Here is a 21,094-nt window from a genome sequence, read left to right as displayed (position 1 = left end):
TCCGAAATGATCGTTAGAATGCTTTAAAAGAGTTCAAAAATTTATTTTAAAACAACTAGCGACAAACAAAATTTCCTAATTTTAGTTTATATATTAGCAAGCTTAAATGTCAAATTTACGATCTGGAATGAAAAAAGTAATTTATCCATTACTCTCCCTCTCTTTATTACCCTTATTTTCTGTCGCGCAAGAGACGAAACTCACCGCTGATGATCTATTTGTAAAAGCGCGAAAAGTAGCTTTTGATTCAAAAGATTATCCGCAAGCCATTCAATTATCTAAACAGGCCCTACTTCAAGCACCAGATTACACGGATATTAGCATTTTTCTCGGACGTCTTTATACCTGGTCGGATAAAATTGATTCGGCACGAACCATTTTTACAGAACTGGATAAAAAGAATACAAGTGATGAAGATTTCTTTTTAGCCTACGCCTCATTGGAATATTGGAATGATCAGACCGACAAAGCGATTGCAATTACAGACAAAGGGCTTAGCATACATCCGCGGTCTCAGGATTTACTTCTTTTAAAAGGTAAAATAAGTTATGGCAATGATCATTATGAGGCAGCCGAAAAGGCAATTAATAGTTTATTGGCAATTAATCCCAAAAATACGGAAGCAAGAGCGCTGGCAAAAAATATTGAAGAATATACGGCTAAAAATGCAATCGGTCTGACGTACAATTTCGTCTATTTTGACAAACAGTTTGATCATAATTGGCACATTGTTGGATTAAGTTATAAACGGGCAACACCAATAGGATCAGTTATTTTCAGAACGAACTATGCGAATAAATTTGCAGAAAATGGCGTCCAATTTGAGATGGAGGCTTACCCACGTATTTCAAAGATATTTTACTTATATGTCGGTGCTGGATATTCCAATAATGTGGGGATTTTTGCGAAATATAGAACTGGTGTGTCTCTCTACGCCAATCTTCCGAACAGCTTTGAGGGGGAAATCGGATATCGTCAGCTTTATTTTAGTGACAACATCTGGATGTACACGGCTTCAATCGGAAAATATTACCAAAACTTTTGGTTCAATCTGAGGACTTACCTTACACCGGGCGAAAAGAATATTTCCCAATCCTATACCGGAACAGTCCGCTATTATACAAAAGGAGCAAATGATTACTTCGGATTTAGTGCCGGAACGGGTCTGAGCCCCGAGGAAAACCGAAATAATCTATTGGACAACGCTTCCTATAAATTAAAAACATTCAAAGTAGGTGCCGAGTATAATTTCTCCGTTAAGCAAAGTAACTTATTTTCAATTTCGGGCACCTATTATAACCAAGAATTCAGGCCGAAAGAGCGAGGAAATCAATTGGACATCATCCTTGGTTATATTCGAAAATTCTAGTTCTTCTCTGTTCGATTAAAGTAATTTGTATAAACACTATCCGGAAGAAGTCGCTTTTGCGTATAAAAAAGTTTGTTCTTGCGCTTAAATAATTCAAAGCGCTTGGACAATTCTTCTTTCGCATTATCAGCAGCGGCATCTTCATTGAGCACACCATCCAGTTTATACAGTTGTCCATCGGAAAGATGGTAACTGCCTTTCACAAAATCAATCAATTGATTTTTACTCTGCATCATGGCTATACCATCTCCCTGAGTCGAAGCCCCCTTATCGAGCCCTTCACCGATCCATGTAACTTGGCTAGGAGTTTTAAGCCCAAAATTCTCACGATAGTAGGCCAATATAGTAGGCGCGACATCAAAATGGCTAACAAAATTATGAAAAGTCTTTGGCCCTTTTAAAAGTGGTGAATAAATCAACAAGGGAACATGAAAACGATCGATTTTGCTTTGCAATGGTATCTCAGGCATCGCGTGGTCTCCAGTTATGACAAAAATAGTATTCGCAAAATCTAGTCTCTTTTTATATTCTTTAAAGAACTGCTCCATCGCATCATCCAAATTCAGTACCGAAACAAGTTGGGTACGGTTCTCCAAAGCCCACTTTTTTTGTTCCGGTGTAAGGTTCAATGTTGCTATACGTTGATCAAACAATTGCTCATAATGAGCCGCATTATTAATCAAAAACGGATTATGGGTTGATAACGTCAAAAGCACATGGAAATAAGGGTGTTCCTGTACTTTCTGTACTTCAAGAAGTTTGCTAAAGACAGCCTGATCTTCATATCCCCAGCTCTCCCCTCCCTTTTCGGGCAATTTTTTATAAGGAGGTCCGAATGCCGCTTGGTCCATGAGCATATCTATTTTATTATAATCCATGAACTTTTTCATGAAATCAAAATTAGAATGACCACCATAGAAAAATCCAGTATTGAATCCATTACTCTTCAGAATATTAAATAGATTGAAGTTATCTGGCAAGGTGTCTTGTTCCAGGAATCCATGTGTAGCAAAAGGCAACGAACCTGTTATGGTCGGTAAAACGGAAAATGTCCGACCCGAGGAACTCATATTATTATCCCAATACAAAGACTGTTGCTTCAATGTACCTATAAAAGGTGTAAAGTTGCCAATATAGCCATTTTCAGCACTATAGGCATGGCCTAAACCCTCGATAACAAGAATGACCAAATTGGGTACTTTCGCTGTTTTTTGCATGTATGTCCCCAGGAAATCTTTCGTATCCTCTTTTTTCAAAAAAGGAAATTTAGTATCCAACACTTTTGCATCATCATCGTCTTTATTGAACATAGCGAACATCCCGGGGTGATCATCCACGTAATTGGATAAATTAGAATCAAAAAAATAACGCCATTTACTCCGACTTGCATTGGCTACGAATTCATCTTTTTCAGCGCTACCCCCCAAAAACGAAGCCGAGGAGATGAAAAACGATATAATCCCCAAAAATAACAGTGCAATACTAGCATAGGGCTTTTTGAATGTCTGTTTATTGGCAATCCAAAGGGGAACCCAAGAAATTACGATCAATAATAAAAGTAAAGCAATATTGGTAAAACTCAACATACCGCTAGCCTCCAAAATTTGCTTCATCTCTTCCGAACTGTAATAGAACATATCAGCTCCAAGCAAATTTCTGGATTCGCCAAAATACAGAAACAAGATGAATTGCATAACGACAATAAACGAGAACGATATGACCATAAGAAGTCTCCCCCAAAAACTGCTTATGAACTGAAGCAATAAATAGCCGATTCCCAAACAGGCCAAGGCTTGAAAGATGAACAAGACGTTATCCAAAAACAGGTATTTCCCGGCATGTGACTCCGAAAGCTGAACAAATCGACGACCGTACCACCACCATTCTACACCAACGGACAACATATACAAGGCAAAAACAACCAACATAACAGGTCCTAAGCTCTGTAACGAAAGATTTAATCGCTGACCGAGGTATTTCCAAACCGACTCATTCGCATCTTTTTGTTGAAAGCCTTGTCGTGTCATTTCTCCCCAGCCATGCTGCTTTCGAAAGTAATCAACAACCCCCTGTACCCCGGCTTTAACAACAATGGGGTGAAAGTATAAAGGTTCTAGTATCGCCGTAGTTATTAGGGTGGAAAGATCTCGTTTCTTAGAATAAACCTGATGACTAACAAGATCAACCAAGATCGCATAGATCGAATACAAAATTCCGGAAGCAATCACCAATGCAAATAGCGCAAAGAAAAATGGCCAGTTGATGATTCCCAGAATAAAAAAGATTATAAAAACAATATAGCCCGTAAATTCGACAATAGGCCCCAGGAACTCAAAGAAAAACCAATAAGGCATACTGACCATACCAAAACGGCCATATTTCGGATTGAACATGAGTTTTCGATGTTTCCATAAGGTTTCCATAGTACCCCGCATCCAACGATTACGCTGTTTACGTAATACTTCTTTTGACTCGGGTACTTCGGTCCAGCACAATGGATCAGGAATGTTAACCACCTCGTAGGCTTGCTTTTGCTCCTCCATATAGCGGCGCATACGAACAACAAGCTCCATGTCTTCTCCCACCGTATTTCGGTCATACCCCCCACAAGCCAATACGATCTCCCGGTCAAAAGCGCCAAATGCCCCGGAAATAAGAATTAAACCCGAAGCCCTTGACCAAGCCATTCGACCTAAAATAAAAGCACGGATGTACTCTAAAGCCTGCGTACGCCCCAACCATGATTTTGGAAGATTAACGTCCACGACAGAACCATTCACGACATTACAGTTATTGGCCAAACGTATAACTCCGCCACAGGCTATAACGCGTTTGTCGGTCTGTTCCAAAAATGGCTTTGCTAATTTTAAAATAGCATCCTGTTCCAAAATACAGTCTACATCAATACAGACGATATAATCTCCAGAAGAAATATTAACACCGACGTTGAGCGCATCAGCCTTACCGCCATTTTCCTTGTCAACAACAATCAGCTTCTTAAACGCCGGATTTTTGCTCTTATAGATCCCTCTTATATCCTTGGTCTCAATATTTCCCTGAACAAAAAAAGACGTGGGTTCAAGTTCATAAGAGGCGATCAATTTCAAAATTGAGTCGTCTTTACTACCATCATTGACGATGATAATTTCCAGATTATGATAATATAGCGACAATAAAGAACGTACATTTTCAACGATGGTCATCCCCTCATTGTAAGCTGGAGCAATCAGACTGAATGTAGGCGCGTTGGGGTTGGTAGCAATAATACTATAGTCCGTAAACGTATTATTATGTTTGTAACGAAACACCGCTCCATAAGCGTATAGCCCTATCCAAGTATAGATAATGAATACTGCTGCCGAATAAAGCAAAAATAACCAAACTATAATTTCGTATACGATATGGGAAAACTCTAACATTTTTTCTCTTGCAATGCGTGTTTAATAATTTGTGTAAGTTCGTCGTATGTATCTTCACGTTGTGAAATTTCACGCAGATACTGTTCTTCTCCTAGCACAACGAGTACTTCTGCGGCAGAAATTTTAATTGACACTTGACTATGATTCCAAAGTTGATCCTTCAGAAAATGCTCACTTTCTCTACTTTTGGCAATTTTCATCGCTTTAAGGATTTCTATCTGAACTTCGATTGGTTGCAGATCAAAATTTTGTATAAATTGCTGAATCGTCCCACTATTCTCAATGGCCTGCAATGTTCGTATCGCTTGTATACGAACCTTCGTAGATAGATGATCCAATAGGTTAAAAACTTCCGTATAAAAAGTCATCAATCTAAATTTTCGGATCAAGCGCAACGTAAATATGACAACAGAATCATTTGAACTCTTAAGCCAGGTATCAACGTGTAACTCTGAAAGTTCCGGTATTTCATGAATAGAAAACAATAAACGTAATTGTTGCCAGTCTGATAAGGGACGATCGAAATGATCCAAAAAACCAAGCCCCTCATACCCTTTGAAAGTTACAATTGCATATTGTGCTTCTTGATATACTGCGGTACGGGAATCATTAAGCTTGGCTGTTATCTCTGGGATTGCTGATTCGACATTCATTGCAGCAAGCTCCTGAACCCCACCGGCAACCAAATAAGCTTTTCTATGCCGAAGCTTCCGCCAAGCCTCATCCTCCAATTTAAAATCATGAAACAACCTATTGATCGATTGTTTAGCTCCACCAGAAAATTTTCTATCAGAGTCAACTAATACATCTAAAAAAAGAGCTCGAAAAGACGGTTCTTTCAAATACTCCGCAAACTCCAAATCTCGATCGCTATTCTCATCGCCACCGACAATAGTCTCCATAATTTTGTACTCGATGATCTGTCGCCACGATTGCCTATTATGAAGGATTCTATAGCTATAAAAGCTGTATCCCAGTACCGTGATAATCAACAATAGTACTAAAATCAATACGATAACAATCGCCAGAATAAGCTCATGTAGCTCGATATGGTGATGCATAATTTTATTTATTTATTAGGCGTTTTATTCTAAGAATCAGTTCGTTTGGACTAAATGGCTTAACCATAAAATCAGATGCGCCTAAATCAAATGCATCAACCACGACCTCCTCTTGCCCCATACTTGATAATACGATGACAGGGATTTTCTTTCCAATACGCTTTATTGCCGAAAGAATTTCAATACCAGAAGCAAAAGGCATCATAATATCCGTTACAACTAAATCCAAATCTAGCTCATTAATCTTCTCGATGGCTTCACGGCCATTTCTGGTCAGCACCACTTCGTGTCCTTCTTTCACTAATTTGTGTTCAACAGTACGCAGTATCAATTCGTCGTCTTCCGCTATTAAAATCAACATATCATTATTTATTTAAGATTTTTGTAATTAATTCCAATCCTATATCCATTTCTTGTTCGATTGCCACAAAAGCGGTCGCGAGCTCAGTTTCAATCGTTGGGCTGGTCTCCAAGTCTTTGGTCATTTGGGCCAACTTGATCAGTCCGGCTGTCGATGAAGTTCCCCGTAACTTATGAAGGAGTTCTTTGATGCGTACAATATCGTTTGTATCAATTGCCTCCTTTAACTGATTTCTGGACCCCGTGATTTCCCGAACGACCAAATCCAGAAAAAAGGTTAAAAATGCAGGATCATCACCCGCCTGTTCTTCGAGGCGCTGCATATCCAAATGCTCATCCAAATCCTCCAGATCTGAAGCTTCGGCAGCACTAGGTTTCACCGATAACATCGCTTTTTCCAAGGCTTTGAATAAATCCTGTTGCCGAATAGGTTTAGCTAGAAAGTCAGACATCCCCGCTTCGAGACAGCGTTCTTTTTCGCCTGAAATATTACCGGCGGTAACACCGATAATAGGTGTTTCAGCATAAGCTGCCATTTGCCGGATCTGTTTGGTTGCTTCGATCCCATCGACCTCGGGCATCTGAACATCCATCAAAATAAAATCAAATTGTTTTTCTTTGCAAGCATGAATGGCTTGTGCTCCGTCAGAAACTTCGGTTAAGAGTGCCCCTGGCATTATACTTGCCATCATGCGTAAATTAAGGGCCATATTAACGGCATTGTCGTCTGCCAACAGCACCTGAACGTCTTGACCGTACGGATCCGATGATAACGATAAGTTTGCATTCGCCTTTAATTGCACTGCATCTTCCCTATTTTGTTGTATCGCCCTTCTTAAAGTCGAATACAGTTCCTCAGATTTAATCGGCTTAAGTAGACAGAATGAACGCTCCTCCTGTCTAAATGCTGAAATCACCTCATGCTCTTCTGACGAAGTGTGCAACACGATCAAAGGGATACCTTCTTCCTGTTTTCTAAAGAGTTCTTTGATTTTTTCTATCGTTTCGAGGCCCGATAAGATCGGCATATGGTAGTCCATTAAAATAACATCGAAACGTTCCCCTTTCATCAGTAACTGTAAGGCTTCCATGCCGTTTTCTGCGAGAACAGATTCGACGTTTTTATAGGCCAACATATGTTGCAGGATGATCCGATTATTTGCGTTGTCATCGACAACGAGGACACGATTTAAAGGTAAAGCTGTATCTTCATCCTCCATTTCTTCACATCGGACCTCGATATCAAAATAGAACGTCGATCCGACACCCAGTTCGCTTTCCAGATTCAATTTACTTCCCATGTATTTCAAGAGGTTGTTGGAGATTGTCAAACCGAGTCCCGTGCCGCCATATCGTTTACTTACCGAGCTATCTTCTTGCGTAAAGGCATCAAAGATGCGTTGTTGCTTCTCTGGCGGAATTCCTATCCCCGTATCTCTAACCGCAAAACGTAAGGTTAATTTATTCTCATCATTGCGAAGTTTACTGATCTTAAATTCGATTTCGCCTTTTTCCGTAAACTTAACGGCATTACCTAATAAATTCACCAGCACTTGCTTAATACGTGCCTCATCAATCCAAACAAAAGCCGGCAGTCCCTGCTCAATGTTCAAAAGCAGTTCGACTTCTTTTCGTTGTGCTTGATAGAGAACAACATTAATAACCTGATTGGCTACATCATATACGTTATACTTATCAACAAATAGTTCGAGTTTACCCGATTCAATTTTTGAAAAGTCTAAAATGTCATTAATAATATTGAGTAAGCTATTTCCTGATTCATTGATATAGCCGAGGTATTGGACCTGTGTATCATTTAATGGTGTTTTTAACAACAAATCGGAGAATCCGATCACACCGTTTAAAGGCGTTCGAATTTCGTGACTCATATTGGCGAGGAATTCGGACTTTGCTCTACTCGCCAGATCGGCCAGTTCCTTCGCTAACTTTAATTCATCATTTATTTTTACCGAATCCGTGATATTTTGTGTAAAAATAATGATCCCACCTATACTTCCATCAGCAAGATGCCAAGGTCTTACCTCCCAATTGAAATGTTGCGCTTCGGCAAGTCCGCCAGCCTGTATGACTTCATCCGTATTCTTATAAGGTATTCCCTCCAGCGCATCAAGGTAGATTTTTTTTCTATTTTCTGGGATATTTGGAAACAGATTGAAAAAGTTACTACTTGGCGGCAAGCTTACCCCTTCGTGAAAATCTTCTAACCATTGATTACTGACCGAAATATAGTTAAAGTCTCGGTCAAACATAGCAACCGAAGCAGGAACATAATCCACAAACGCACGTAACATCGATTCTTTGCGTTCCAGCTCCAAGAATAGCGATTTACTTTGATCGATATCCTGAATAATTCCAAAAACACGCTTACACACATCGTTTTCAAATTCGGGAATACCTTTTACCCGTACCCAAATTGATTCGCCATTTTGCTTTAATAGGCGCAATTCGGTATCGTAAGGTGTTCTTGATGTAATGGCGTCTTCAAAAATTTCACGCAAAATAACCTGGCTTTCCGGCTCATAAAATCCGATTGCATGTTCAAAATCAGGTGTAAAATCAGAAGCCACACCATGAATTAGCTTCGTGGACTCGGACCAATAGACCTTGTTTTCAACTAAGTTGACCTCCCATCCGCCAACCTGAGCGACAGCATTGGTCTGCTCCAGGATCTGTTTGGTATGCAAAAGATCATTTTCAAGTCGCAATCGATCCGTCATATTCAAGGCTGTACTGACAACATAAGATCGCCCATTCTCATCCGTCTCCAACATATTGTGGTATAGCCAAGAAATATCTTCTCCATCTTTTGTTTGGAGAACCATCATTCCAGAATCCTCTTTATTGCTGGCAATGCGCTTGAGATATTCTTCAACCAGACCCACATGATGAGACGGAACCAATTTCTTGAGGTTAAGTCCTTTTACCTCTTCTTTGGCATACCGCAACACCTCTCTTCCTTTTTCATTGACGGATAGAATATTACCGTCCAAATCATGCATACTCATGAGGCCAATCGCATTTTCAAAAAAGCTACGAAATCTACGTTCGGAATTCTCCAACTTGAGTTTTTCTTCGCGCTCTTTTGTTACGTTTCTGCCAAAGGCCAGAATATCATGATTTATCGGATCATATTTGAAATGCCATTCAATTTCGACAACTTGACCATTTTCTATTTTAGTCCTACTCGTAGATTGAACGCCGTACTTTGTTTCCTCAACTCGACCTAAGTCCGACACTAACTCCCTTTCAGTGTCCCCCAATAATGTAAAAATAGATTTGCCTAAACTATTCGATCTGGACAATCCCAAGACTTTACTAAATGCAGGGTTAACTTCTTTTACCTTGCGCGCCTCATCCAATACACAAATAATATTGTTCGTCAGGTGAAAAATTTCGGAGAAATAACCAGCCTGTACTTTTCGTTTTTTCCCCAATAATATTTTGGTCACCGCCTTGCCAAGCTCCTCCAACGAGTCTTTTTGTTTATCCGAAAGCTTTTTCGGATGGAAATCAATGACACAGATTGTCCCAAGAGCATCACCATCATCATCCAAAAGAGGAACTCCGGCATAAAAACGGATATTTCCTTCGCGAATCAATGGATTGGAAGACGAGCGTGAATCTTCAAAAGTATCTTCAATAACAAGGACCTCCTTACTCATTATGGTGTATTGACAGACCGTATTCTTCCTTTCAACGGTATCCAGCTCCATCCCAACGCAACTTTGAATACGTTGTGTTTCTTCTTCCATCATGGCAATTAAAGCTGCAGGACAATCTGTAATCAGACAGGCTGCCTGCGCAAAAACATCCAGCTCAGGGTCTTTCCCGAGTCCCATTAACTCATAGGACTTTAATTTTTCTATCCTTCTTAACTCATTTTCAGGAAAAACATTATTTGCCATTCACTTCTAATATTTAGATCTGGTTTATTGTGACCGTGAAGTTAATAAAAACATTATTTAACGCCTAAACAATAAGGAAATATTGATCAGATAATGTTTTATAAAGAACAAACAACTGGTCAAGTTAGTTGATGCAATAAAAAGATTTACCAGACATCCTCTTCATAATTTAGTTATTTACTAATTGAATTTTATAAAGCTTGACCTTATTAAGAAAGACAAACTGTACGTTTTAGGAAGTCTGTACAAACGGATCAAATAAATAGCTTAAAAACGAAAGAGCCCCGCTAGATGTGATAGCGGGGCTCTTCAATATGTCTAAATTAAAAAAGTTTTTCAATACTCTGTTCGGCATAGCCAGCACTTGCTGTCATTCCTTTCCCTCCAATACCGGTTCTAACATGTATTCTTGGGCTAACGTCGATTTCAAGAATATGATCTTTGTGCTGCGAATAATAACCTGCCCAAGAAGATGAAATCCAGGTACGCTCCATTGGCATGATACGGTTGGCTTCCGCAATCATCAATTCATTGATATAGGAGCTTACTGAGAAGCCCAGTTCATCCAGTCTGTTTCCCGTTGCATATTCATGCGAATCACCGATAATAATACTACCATCCGTGGCCTGTTTAAATAGGATATGAATTCCATAATTGCGCAGCTCCTGGTAGTAATCAGGCATTGGAATTGTTTGAAACGAAGGGCAATATTCTTCAAAACTCTCGTATCGACGAATGGTCAACCCAGTTAAGATATTCCCAGGAAGATAAATATGAGCCAAAGGCTTTGTACGCATCATTTGCAGCTTGCTAATTTCAAGCCCGCTATTATCAAACAAGGAACGATATAAAATTTTAAACTCGTATCCATTACAGATAAGCAATTTCTTCCCTTCAAAGTTTTCTAGCGTACTGCTCGTGACAACAACAGCATTATTTTTATCCTCGCAGGCCACAATTGTCGTATCGTATTTCAACGTATAGTCCACAAACTTATTTTGCATATAAATATGCAGCTGTCTAATCATTGACTCGGGCTCTACACTGAGTTCCTGCGGAAAAAAGATAGCCTCTTTAACATAATCAGCATTCATTACGGGATATTGCAATAGAACTTGCTCCTTTGACCAAAGTTCATGATCATATCCTTTTCCCTGATAGTGCTTAGATAGCTCGTGAAGCACCTGAACTTCATCACTATCCGAAGCAATATAGATGCTGCCGTTATTTCTAACGGATATATCCATCTCTTTCTGAATAGACTGATATATTTCAAGTCCTCGCACACCATAATCAAACCATTCGCCTGCCATCCCCGATGGCACTACCTGTCCGAAATTACGAACAGTAGATCCCACGGGGAAATTATCTTTTTCGAGTTGGAGCACGCGTAATCCCATTTGTAACGCATGATAGGCATGAAAGGTCCCTAAAATACCGCCTCCAACAATAATTAAATCATATGTATTTGTTTTCATCTTTATAAATAGAATATCATAAAAAAGTATAGTTAACTAATTTGCACTTCTCCTTTTGTGGTATGCCAAGGGGCCAACAACTCATCATCACTTCCTTTCATCTGTTCTTTTTTTCGAATAAAATAGAGTAGAGAGAAGATACCCAAAATAGCTCCGATAATAGAGGCTAAAAAGACCAATTGAATAAAGTAATTTCCCCAAGTAACAGAATTTGGCATAAATTCTTTGTTTACCAATATCAGAAAACTACCCAAATAACCGATTGAGTCAGCCATATACATAACAAAACCAATATTACTTTTCATACGATATGTTGCGATCATTCGCTCAAAAAATATGGCATTGTAAGGAATGTATGCCATATACAAGCCCAAACCGACGAGCAACATCCAACTTAAACCGTCAATCCATTGTTTCGTAAACAAATAGGTAGAAATACCTGCAGTCAGAAAACCTATAATGATCATATAGTGGATCAACTTAAATGCTTTAAGATTATTTTTAACCATGATTAGACAACTTACCAGCAGCAGTACAATCAAGGAGATAGTCCCATCAACTTTTGCAAAAATGCCCGCCCCTTTCACATGTAACATCTGCCAGATTTCAACCTCAAAATTATCGCGTACATCACGTAAAATAGTAAGCATCGTGTAAACGATTATAGTCAAAACGATACCCGGCATAAAGGTTTTAAAAAAGTGTTTTCGCATTTTACTATCCATCGCAATGCGCTCCGTCCGTAGCTTCTTGTCCTCTTCTGTTGGCCCCGGGGCATTTTCGAGTATCCATACACACAAAACAAAGGGCAGAAAAAACAGCAAACCCGTCAAAAATGGCATCCAAAACTCATCTATATGAAAAGAAGACATCAACCACCGCCCAACCGTTTTTATCAGTCCTGACGCGAAAATCAAGCTCACAGACATCACTGCCCCCATAATCTCTGTAAACCGCCTTCCTTCTAAATAACTAAATACCAAGCCCCAAACCATTCCCAATGGAAAACCATTGATAAAAAGAAAGACAACATTCCAAGGTCTCGGACAAACCGCAAATGCCAAAAGCCCTATCCATGAAATACAAATCAAACCGATTAAATACCGTCCTCTATTACGCTGTTTACTTTCAGAGATAAATTTAATGCCATAAAACTTGGACAACAAATACCCCAGCATTTGAATGACCACCATACAGACTTTATAATCGACACCAAAAATAGTATCATTTGCAAAAGCAGATGCCGTAAATGACTTTCTAAATGAATACATACTCGTGTAACATAAAAATGCTGTAACAGCCAGAACAATAGCCACAGATTTCTCATCCAGTCTATTTATGCGTCTTTTTATTCGTTGGTTTAACTCCATCATTTAAACTTGTTAACAGACCTCATTGTCCGCAATCAAAAGTAAATTTTGGAAATTAACACAAGACTAAACTTTTGTTAAGTATTTATAAACAAATATAAGCATCCCTTTGCGATACGAAAAGTATAAAATAAAAAAGCATCACTGAATGATTCAATGATGCCCTGACAATTAACATGTTATCCTCTATTTCTTATTTTCAAAAAAGTATACAATTAGCATGACGGCCTTTTCACTTCCAACATTACGCGGTGTATGTGACAATCGGCCATTAAAAAAGATCGAATCGCCCTCTTCTAAGCTAATTTTTTGATCATTGAAGATGTACTCAACCTGCCCGCTAATGATATATTTATATTCATAAGCTTCGGTCTCAACCATTGGTCGCTGTGCATCCGGAAGCAACTCCAAAAGAACAATGTCCATGGTCGAACTATCCATCGCAGATGTAAAAATCCTTTTATAATGGAAACCTATAGCCGACTCTTTTTCAAACGGACTATAAGTATCTTTTTTCCGAACGACCACGGGGCCTGAATCCAATTCAGAATTAAAATCTTTAAAAAACTCATTAAGATCAATATTCAGTGCATTGATGATATTAATCAATACCAGTAGGGAGGGTATTGTTCTGTTATTTTCAATCTGCGAAATAAGTCCCTTGCTTACCCCCGCTCTATCAGCAACTTCCTGTATGGTAATTCCTTTTTCTTTTCGAATTTCCTTAATCTTATTGCTAATCTTGAATATCGTATTATCTTCCATAATTTGGCCAAAAGTAAACATTTTTCCTATGTCGTGTATATTAAGTTTTTGTCACCTAATCATAGGTCACCTCTAAAATTAGGATATTTAACTGTTATCAGAAAACTGCAGTTCATTAATAGGCGATTTTTTTCGTCTCTTATCCCTCTCAGAATTGGTAAGCACTATTGGTAAACTTTAACCCAGTCAACACGCATCTCAACAGGCAGTTGGTCTTGATTTACCTCACCAACCCAGCTCCCGCCCAACTGTTGATCAATCAATAGATAAAAGGGCTGATCATAAGGCCACTGAGAAGGATCTACCCCATTAACTCTTGGATAAGTAAAGGTGTCAACACCATTCAACTGAAATACGATACGATCGGGATACCAGCTTATACCATATGTATTGTACTCTTCTGATTTGATCGAAGCGGTACCAAAATGTTTGGGATTCTCCTTTTGCCCCAGATCTAAGGTATAGTATGAATGTGTTGTCTGGTAAATGATATGATCAAAATTAAGATGTTCCATAATATCAATTTCACCATTTCTCGGATACTTCCCATACTTATCTAACTCCGCCAGCATCCACATGGCAGGCCATGCCCCTTTTGCACTTCCAAGTTTAGCTCGGATTTCTATGCGTCCGTACTGAAAAGCAAACTTTCCCTTACTCCATATCCCACCTGTCAAAAATGGTCTTGAATCTTTATTTTTGTCTGTATTTTTTATTCCTTTAAGAATTAACTCACCATTTTCCCATCCAAAACAGGCATCATCCATACTCATATGCCGGTTCCAATCAGCTCCTCCCGCTGGAATCCGGGACCATTTACTACTATCTAGCTTAGGGGAATTAAAGTGCTCTTCCCATACTAGCTTCCATTCCTTACCCCCTCGATCTTTCTTTTGAACATATACATACGGATGATCTTTCGGACGATAATGCACACTACATGCAGAAAACAACAGATAAAAATAACTTAGGCCGAAGACTCTTTTCATGATTAACATTAATGGTTTGCGAAAAAAATGAGTTAGGCCTAAATTTAGACATAATTTACCATACCTGATAGATTCCCGAACAATTAAGAGGGACTAAAACGCAGAGGAAAAAGGAAATGCGATTTATTGCTATCCCTAAAACATAGGATGTGCGTTTGCTGCATTTTTAGGCACATCTTGCTGTGCATCCCAATGCTCCACAATTTTACCTTTTTCCAGCCTGAATATATCAATAGTCGATTTAAGACTACCATCTGGATTCTTATTCTTTAGGTGTATGAAGACCAAATCTCCATCCGAAGCAATGTGTTGCACATCAATCCTTGTTTTAGGTTGTCCTTCAAACCATTTCGCTGCAGCGAGCTTAAATGCTGCCGCTCCATCCGCAACAGAGGGATTATGTTGGATATACTGAGGGGAAATGTACTTATCAACTGCAGAGACATCCTTATCACCAAACATTTGCTGATAAAAATCTAAAACGATTCTTTTATTCTCTTTGTTTTCGTCAAGTTGTTTTTGTGCAGCCTCCTTTGATTCATTTGTCTGCGGCTGCTGACAACCCAGCGTTAGCAATAAAACAGAGAAAGTGATGACCTTAACCATTGTTCTATTTTTCATCTTTAAATCTATTTTTAATTGAAGTCTTCAATTCCCACCTCATATTAGTACAATCCAATTTACCTAAATTATACAATATATAAGGCTTTTATCTGAGTTCATTTACACTATTAAATAGTGGCATGATAATTGGATTTGATGTTGTAGTATAATATTCAGAAATATACATTTCATAAATTTAGGTTAATAATTGGTTAGGTTAAACACCTGAAGTCCCCAACTTCAGGTGTTTTTTTATATATTTTCGAAAATCACTATTCCCTAAAAAACAAAAATGTCAATTATAGCTTTTATTAATCTAGTTCAATAAAATTCCCTGTTGGTCGGCGTAACTTTACATTAGTTAAGAAAATAAAATTATCAGATATGGAAAATAAAATATTAGGGTTACACCACATTACTGCGATAGCAGACAACGCAAAGCGAAATCTCGATTTTTACACGAAAGTACTGGGTGTACGCCTTGTCAAAAAAACAGTTAATTTCGACGACCCTGGCACCTACCACTTCTACTTCGGCAATGAACAGGGGGACCCCGGAACGATCCTCACTTTTTTCCCATGGGAAGGTATCGGAAAAGGTACCGCAGGAGCAGGAATGGCGACTCATATTGGCTATGCCGTACCTCAAGGGAGTTTGGATTTTTGGAAAAATCGCTTAGGGGAACATCAGATTAGTTTACAGGAAAGTGAAATTTTTGGAGAGAAGCTAATTTCATTTAATGATCCTGATGGATTGCAGCTTCAGTTTATTGAAACGAAAGATGATAGAAAGGCATGGACAACGACTGACATCAATAGCGAACATGCACTAAAAGGCTTCCATAATATCACGCTTTCTTTAAAAGAAGCAGATCCGACGCTAAAAGTATTGACCGATATTTTGGGTTATTCGCTCCAACAACAGCATGATAATCGTTATAGGTTAACAACGGATAGCATTGATACGGCTAATAGCGTTGACATAATAGCGGATAAAAATCTACCATACGGCAAAAATGCAGCCGGTACAAACCATCATGTCGCATTTCGGGTAAAGGACGACAATGTTTTGATGGAGTATCGTGAAAAGGTACTTTCAGCAGGGCTAGATATCACACCAAAAATAGATCGAGATTACTTTTTCTCACTCTATTTTCGTGAACCTGGTGGTGTCTTATTTGAAATCGCGACAGACAATCCCGGATTTACGGTAGACGAACCACTATCCAGCTTAGGATCGGCACTCAAATTGCCGAAGCAATATGAAAACTACCGTTCGCAGATTGAACAGACATTGCCAAAAATCGATTAATTAAATTATATAAACATCATTATACAAACGAGGAAATTATGGAAAGAACTGAAATTGTATTAGACAAAAATCAACGTGGAGAGCTTCAATTATTCTCCGATGAACGCAAAGCAGGTTTGATGAGTATCGCTATCATTGACGGTAATCTCGTTGTTTACCATACAGAGGTGGACGAAGCCTATGAGGGAAGAGGATTTGCAAAAATACTACTCGAGAAATTGGTAGCTCATGCGCGCGAAAACAACATGAAAATTGTTCCATTATGTCCTTATGTAAATGCGCAGTTTCATCGTCATCCAGAACTATATCAAGACGTTTGGTTTAAAAAAACGGTATAAACTACCCTACATAAAAGCATAAAATGAGTCATTCAATAAATATTAAAACAGCTGGTAAAAATTTAGAACAGGCAGAAAAAGCCATTGTCATGATCCATGGTCGTGGGGGGAGTGCAGAAGACATCCTTAGCATGTCATCCTATCTTCATGTCGATAATTTTGCACTACTTGCACCGCAGGCAGAAAATCACACTTGGTACCCCTATTCTTTTATTGCTCCCGTACAAGAGAACGAACCCTGGTTGAGTTCCGCAATTGATCTGGTCGATCATACAGTTAAACTAGCTTTAGACAATGGGATCCTCGCCGAAAATATCTATTTTTTTGGATTTTCTCAGGGTGCCTGTTTAACACTAGAATACCTTGCACAGCATGCGCAGCGCTATGGTGGCGCTATAGCAATTATTGGCGGAGTAATAGGCGAAGAAATTAACAGGGATAATTACACCGGTGACTTCGCACAAACGCCTATTTTTATTGGCACTAGCAATCCTGATTTCCATGTTCCTCTTGAACGCGTTGAAGCTACAGTATCCATATTAGCACAAATGAATGCCAATGTAAAGCTCATGGTATATCAAAACGCGGGGCACTCCATCAATCGCGAGGAGATCGATCTTGCAAATGAATTTGTTCTTTAAGAAATAAAGGAGTGAATAATCAGTAAGGAATAATCCATTGGTTGTTGATTATAATAATTAATCAACAACCAATTTTAAGGCATTATACTTTTGGGTATTTATAGCCGTTATGATAAACCGAAGCTAAGTATTTATTTGCTTTCTGATCGGTAAAATGCTGTTTATCTTTATCCCAATAGAGTTTTTGTCCAGTTCTGAATGCTATATTTCCGAGCTGAGAAAAGATGGCAATGTGTGCCCCCACTTCAATTGGTGCATGAAGTACTTGTGGATTACGTTGGCGAATGGATGCTACAAAATTTTCCATATGTTTGTCCAGTCCGTTATCTAAAGAAGGTTGGATAGAGACCGCTTCCATCCTTCCTTTTTCTGGAATGACCTCCCAGCCCGACCTGTTCAAGACCAGCGTACCATTGTTACCAATAAATGCGACACCGTGATTGCGGTTATAAGGTCCGAGATCAATTCCTTTGGCATGTTCCCATTGAATATTGAAGCCATCAAACTCGTACACAGCAGTCATCGTATCAGGTGTTTGGCCTGCATCGTCCGGGAACGCAAACTTACCTCCTGAGGCCATAATAGATTTTGGATCAGAAACCTTCATCCCAAGTAAAGCATAATCCAACATATGCACACCCCAATCTGTCATCAAACCTCCTGCATAGTCCCAAAACCATCGAAAATTAAAATGGAATCGATTCGAATTAAATGGTCTTTTTTGTGCCGGACCTAGCCATTCCGTATAATGTACACCTGCAGGAACCGGTTCATCGGGCACGATGGGAATAGCACTTTTCCACCCTTGATAAGACCAAGCTTTTACCAATCTTATTTTGCCCAATTTACCGGAATGAACAAAATCAATGGCGTCCTTAAAATGTTGCTGACTTCTTTGCCATTGCCCGACTTGTACAATAGCCTTATTCTTTTTTGCTGCCTGAACCATTAATTGACATTCAACAATGGAGTTACCGATGGGCTTTTCGACATATACATGCTTTCCAGCATTTACGGCATCTACCAGTTGCAGGCAATGCCAATGATCCGGAGTTGCAATAATGACCGCATCCACAATCGAGCTATTGAGCATCTTCTTATAATCTACAAACGTTTCGACCTGTATATTTCTTTTTTGAAGTTCTTCTGCTCTCTTTTTAAGAATATTTTCATCCACATCACAAAGAGCAGTACACACCAAGCCATCATTCTTTAACAATGCATTCAAATCAGACCAGCCCATACCATTTACACCAATTAATCCAACCCGGATGGATCGATCTAAAAAGTTTGAACCTTTAGCATTTAAGAAAAATGACGATGCAGCTAAAACAGTGGACGTTTTGATAAAATCTTTTCTATTCATTGGATATTGGTTTAAGTTTTGTTTTTACTGGATATCATCTAAATTGTCAAAACGAACAGAATACATATGCTTAGATGAATGCCCTAAATAAGAATGCTTTCTTTATTATTAAAAACAAATTGCTTCGATGAAAATACAAAAATGAATCTAGGTGCTCGCAAAAAGCATTGTAAAATATATATAGACAAACCTAGCGTACCCCTATCAAAAAATGGTCGAGTTAGAATCACTCGACCATACATCTACCTATGAAAAACATGCCCTTGGGAGGGGCGGTTGAAGTTACTACTAATTTCACTAAGAACAAACATTCAGAAAAAATATTTATCTAAATAATTAATAATACCATTAACAACAGCATCATGAGTTGACCATGTTACATTGGTTGGCGAGATCGTGTTTTATTATACATTTTTGTTCGATAAATTCCTCCTTCTAACGCTGTTTCAATCAACATCTCGTTCAAAAAAACGCTCAGTTACACAACCCATTTTATAATTCATTAAAAAAAATAAAAGATTAATCATTTATTATGCCTACCTTGCCGCACTTAATTAAAAATAATGAATACAGGTAAAATTAAATTTTTCAATGAAACTAAAGGTTTTGGTTTTATTACACCAGAGGATGGTAGTGCAGATGTTTTCGTACACGTTTCTGCGCTTAAAAACCAAGTATCTGAAGGCGACGTTGTTACTTATGATGTAGAAAGAACTCCAAAGGGGATCAGCGCTACAAATGTAAAATTGGCGTAATCCAAAAAATACACTTTCTTGTTAATGGGGTAATTCTTAATGACTTATCCCATTTCTTTTTCCTATTCTTCCTTTACAATTTTTTAGCAATCTTTTACTTTTCCGTTGAAGACTTTTAGTTTTCAAATAAAAAGCATAAAAAGGATTCTCAAAGGTTTTATTTAAGACAAATTCGAACATACTATTTATGGAATTTAAACAACTCAGTTTAATCGCTCCGCTTTTAAAAGCAATAACAGAAACAGGCTATACACACCCTACTGCAATTCAACAAAAAGCCATTCCAATTGTATTGCAAGGAAACGATCTTATTGGCTGTGCACAAACGGGAACCGGTAAAACGGCCGCTTTTGCACTTCCGCTTTTACAACGTCTTGAAGAAACTAAGACATCAGGTAAACTCGTTCCCATTAGAGCTTTGATTCTTACACCAACACGTGAACTAGCCATTCAAATTGGAGACAATATCAACTTATACCGAAAATATCTAAAACTAAACTATTGCACTATTTTTGGTGGAGTAAGCCAAGAAAAGCAAGTTAAAGAAATTAAAAAAGGTATTGATATTCTTGTTGCTACCCCAGGCCGCTTACTGGATTTAATGAATCAAAAGATAGTTTCTCTAGATAAAATCGAGATCTTGATATTAGACGAGGCGGACAACATGCTGGACATGGGCTTTATTCATGACATCAAGAAGATCCTCGCCAAGGTTCCTTCAAAGCGACAGACATTATTCTTCTCGGCGACAATGCCTCCTAATATACGTAAATTCGCGCATGGCATATTACACAAGCCTATTGAAGTTGACGTCACCCCGGTAAGCTCAACAGCCGAGAAAGTAAATCAATCTGTATTTTTTGTTGAAAAGAAGGAGAAGATCAAATTATTGACGAGCATATTAAAAAAGCTGAAGCATGAGCGCACCATTGTATTCTCCCGAACAAAACACGGAGCGGATAAAATCGTCAAGTTGCTTGCAAAAAATGGCTTGAGAGCAGCGGCCATTCACGGAAATAAATCGCAAAATGCAAGACAAAAAGCTTTAGGTGAATTTAAGGACAGTCATCTTAAAATTTTGATCGCTACCGATATTGCAGCAAGAGGAATCGATATCGAACAACTACCGCTTGTGATTAATTATGATCTCCCAAATGTACCGGAAACCTATGTTCATCGTATTGGTAGAACAGGAAGAGCTGGTCAGGAAGGAAAAGCCATCTCTTTTTGCGATGTAGAAGAAAGACCGTATTTAGCTGATATTGAAAAATTGATCGGGTTAAAAATCAAGATAGAAAAGATCAATAAATAGATCTTATAACACCATAAATAAAAAGCCCCTA

At 38.6% G+C, this 21,094-nt stretch carries 16 protein-coding genes; 6 read left to right on the top strand and 10 right to left on the bottom strand.

What is annotated here, in order from left to right:
• Window positions 1-127 precede the first annotated feature (127 nt).
• Window positions 128-1,369 (top strand): YaiO family outer membrane beta-barrel protein, encoded by a 1,242-nt coding sequence (locus tag B4N43_RS22115; RefSeq protein WP_286736226.1) that lies wholly within the window; start codon window positions 128-130, stop codon window positions 1,367-1,369.
• Here B4N43_RS22115 and B4N43_RS22110 read toward each other — a convergent pair.
• The 9 genes from B4N43_RS22110 to B4N43_RS22070 form a co-directional block, all read right to left on the bottom strand.
• On the bottom strand, window positions 1,366-4,788 hold the full coding sequence (locus tag B4N43_RS22110; RefSeq protein WP_286736225.1) for a sulfatase-like hydrolase/transferase: 3,423 nt from the start codon (window positions 4,786-4,788) through the stop codon (window positions 1,366-1,368). The two genes, B4N43_RS22115 and B4N43_RS22110, sit on opposite strands and share 4 nt — an antisense overlap.
• On the bottom strand, window positions 4,782-5,849 hold the full coding sequence (locus tag B4N43_RS22105; protein ID WP_145327113.1) for a hypothetical protein: 1,068 nt from the start codon (window positions 5,847-5,849) through the stop codon (window positions 4,782-4,784). The genes B4N43_RS22110 and B4N43_RS22105 overlap by 7 nt, the downstream gene beginning before the upstream one ends.
• Before the next feature lie 4 nt (window positions 5,850-5,853).
• On the bottom strand, window positions 5,854-6,210 hold the full coding sequence (locus B4N43_RS22100; RefSeq protein WP_088162010.1) for a response regulator transcription factor: 357 nt from the start codon (window positions 6,208-6,210) through the stop codon (window positions 5,854-5,856).
• 4 nt (window positions 6,211-6,214) lie between these two features.
• A complete protein-coding gene (locus B4N43_RS22095; protein ID WP_286736222.1) occupies window positions 6,215-10,135 on the bottom strand; it encodes a response regulator in 3,921 nt (1,306 codons plus the stop codon).
• Between the two features lie 323 nt (window positions 10,136-10,458).
• Window positions 10,459-11,613, bottom strand: a complete 1,155-nt coding sequence (locus tag B4N43_RS22090) for a TIGR03364 family FAD-dependent oxidoreductase (RefSeq protein WP_286736221.1) — start codon at window positions 11,611-11,613, stop codon at window positions 10,459-10,461.
• Between the two features lie 32 nt (window positions 11,614-11,645).
• Window positions 11,646-12,986, bottom strand: a complete 1,341-nt coding sequence (locus B4N43_RS22085) for a DUF5690 family protein (protein ID WP_286736219.1) — start codon at window positions 12,984-12,986, stop codon at window positions 11,646-11,648.
• Window positions 12,987-13,169: 183 nt separating this feature from the next.
• Window positions 13,170-13,748 carry a helix-turn-helix domain-containing protein gene (locus B4N43_RS22080; RefSeq protein ID WP_075994857.1) on the bottom strand — a complete coding sequence of 193 codons (579 nt, stop codon included), beginning with the start codon at window positions 13,746-13,748 and terminating at the stop codon, window positions 13,170-13,172.
• 164 nt (window positions 13,749-13,912) lie between these two features.
• A complete protein-coding gene (locus B4N43_RS22075; protein ID WP_286736218.1) occupies window positions 13,913-14,737 on the bottom strand; it encodes a glycoside hydrolase family 16 protein in 825 nt (274 codons plus the stop codon).
• A gap of 135 nt (window positions 14,738-14,872) precedes the next feature.
• Complete coding sequence (locus B4N43_RS22070) at window positions 14,873-15,358, bottom strand: nuclear transport factor 2 family protein (protein WP_088162015.1); 486 nt, start codon at window positions 15,356-15,358, stop codon at window positions 14,873-14,875.
• A 366-nt stretch (window positions 15,359-15,724) separates the two neighbouring features.
• On the opposite strand from B4N43_RS22070, the gene B4N43_RS22065 reads away from it, so the two are divergent.
• Genes B4N43_RS22065 through B4N43_RS22055 form a run of 3 tightly spaced genes read left to right on the top strand, consistent with a single transcriptional unit; the run spans window position 15,725 to window position 17,630 of the window.
• The gene (locus tag B4N43_RS22065) at window positions 15,725-16,651 is read left to right on the top strand and encodes a ring-cleaving dioxygenase (protein WP_286736217.1); all 927 of its coding nucleotides are present in this window, start codon (window positions 15,725-15,727) and stop codon (window positions 16,649-16,651) included.
• A complete protein-coding gene (locus tag B4N43_RS22060) occupies window positions 16,633-16,989 on the top strand; it encodes a GNAT family N-acetyltransferase (protein ID WP_349677188.1) in 357 nt (118 codons plus the stop codon). The genes B4N43_RS22065 and B4N43_RS22060 overlap by 19 nt, the downstream gene beginning before the upstream one ends.
• Before the next feature lie 23 nt (window positions 16,990-17,012).
• The gene (locus B4N43_RS22055; protein WP_286736216.1) at window positions 17,013-17,630 is read left to right on the top strand and encodes an alpha/beta hydrolase; all 618 of its coding nucleotides are present in this window, start codon (window positions 17,013-17,015) and stop codon (window positions 17,628-17,630) included.
• An 82-nt stretch (window positions 17,631-17,712) separates the two neighbouring features.
• Here the strand turns inward: B4N43_RS22055 and B4N43_RS22050 are convergent, their stop codons facing one another.
• Window positions 17,713-18,996 (bottom strand): Gfo/Idh/MocA family protein, encoded by a 1,284-nt coding sequence (locus B4N43_RS22050; protein ID WP_286736215.1) that lies wholly within the window; start codon window positions 18,994-18,996, stop codon window positions 17,713-17,715.
• Between the two features lie 563 nt (window positions 18,997-19,559).
• Between B4N43_RS22050 and B4N43_RS22045 the strand changes: the two genes are divergently transcribed.
• Window positions 19,560-19,751, top strand: a complete 192-nt coding sequence (locus B4N43_RS22045; protein ID WP_046672944.1) for a cold-shock protein — start codon at window positions 19,560-19,562, stop codon at window positions 19,749-19,751.
• Between the two features lie 187 nt (window positions 19,752-19,938).
• Complete coding sequence (locus B4N43_RS22040) at window positions 19,939-21,063, top strand: DEAD/DEAH box helicase (protein ID WP_088162020.1); 1,125 nt, start codon at window positions 19,939-19,941, stop codon at window positions 21,061-21,063.
• The last annotated feature ends 31 nt before the right edge of the window (window positions 21,064-21,094 follow it).

This window comes from Sphingobacterium sp. UBA1897, from assembly GCF_002337775.1.
Lineage (GTDB): Bacteria > Bacteroidota > Bacteroidia > Sphingobacteriales > Sphingobacteriaceae > Sphingobacterium > Sphingobacterium siyangense.
This window is presented reverse-complemented; position numbering and strand designations above follow the sequence as displayed.

Excerpts from the sequence above, each read along its gene's own strand:
- B4N43_RS22115 (WP_286736226.1), top strand. The coding sequence starts at position 128 with ATGAAAAAAGTAATTTATCCATTACTCTCCCTCTCTTTATTACCCTTA.
- B4N43_RS22110 (WP_286736225.1), bottom strand. The coding sequence starts at position 4,788 with ATGTTAGAGTTTTCCCATATCGTATACGAAATTATAGTTTGGTTATTT.
- B4N43_RS22105 (WP_145327113.1), bottom strand. The coding sequence starts at position 5,849 with ATGCATCACCATATCGAGCTACATGAGCTTATTCTGGCGATTGTTATC.
- B4N43_RS22100 (WP_088162010.1), bottom strand. The coding sequence starts at position 6,210 with ATGTTGATTTTAATAGCGGAAGACGACGAATTGATACTGCGTACTGTT.
- B4N43_RS22095 (WP_286736222.1), bottom strand. The coding sequence starts at position 10,135 with ATGGCAAATAATGTTTTTCCTGAAAATGAGTTAAGAAGGATAGAAAAA.
- B4N43_RS22090 (WP_286736221.1), bottom strand. The coding sequence starts at position 11,613 with ATGAAAACAAATACATATGATTTAATTATTGTTGGAGGCGGTATTTTA.
- B4N43_RS22085 (WP_286736219.1), bottom strand. The coding sequence starts at position 12,986 with ATGATGGAGTTAAACCAACGAATAAAAAGACGCATAAATAGACTGGAT.
- B4N43_RS22080 (WP_075994857.1), bottom strand. The coding sequence starts at position 13,748 with ATGGAAGATAATACGATATTCAAGATTAGCAATAAGATTAAGGAAATT.
- B4N43_RS22075 (WP_286736218.1), bottom strand. The coding sequence starts at position 14,737 with ATGAAAAGAGTCTTCGGCCTAAGTTATTTTTATCTGTTGTTTTCTGCA.
- B4N43_RS22070 (WP_088162015.1), bottom strand. The coding sequence starts at position 15,358 with ATGAAAAATAGAACAATGGTTAAGGTCATCACTTTCTCTGTTTTATTG.
- B4N43_RS22065 (WP_286736217.1), top strand. The coding sequence starts at position 15,725 with ATGGAAAATAAAATATTAGGGTTACACCACATTACTGCGATAGCAGAC.
- B4N43_RS22055 (WP_286736216.1), top strand. The coding sequence starts at position 17,013 with ATGAGTCATTCAATAAATATTAAAACAGCTGGTAAAAATTTAGAACAG.
- B4N43_RS22050 (WP_286736215.1), bottom strand. The coding sequence starts at position 18,996 with ATGAATAGAAAAGATTTTATCAAAACGTCCACTGTTTTAGCTGCATCG.
- B4N43_RS22045 (WP_046672944.1), top strand. The coding sequence starts at position 19,560 with ATGAATACAGGTAAAATTAAATTTTTCAATGAAACTAAAGGTTTTGGT.
- B4N43_RS22040 (WP_088162020.1), top strand. The coding sequence starts at position 19,939 with ATGGAATTTAAACAACTCAGTTTAATCGCTCCGCTTTTAAAAGCAATA.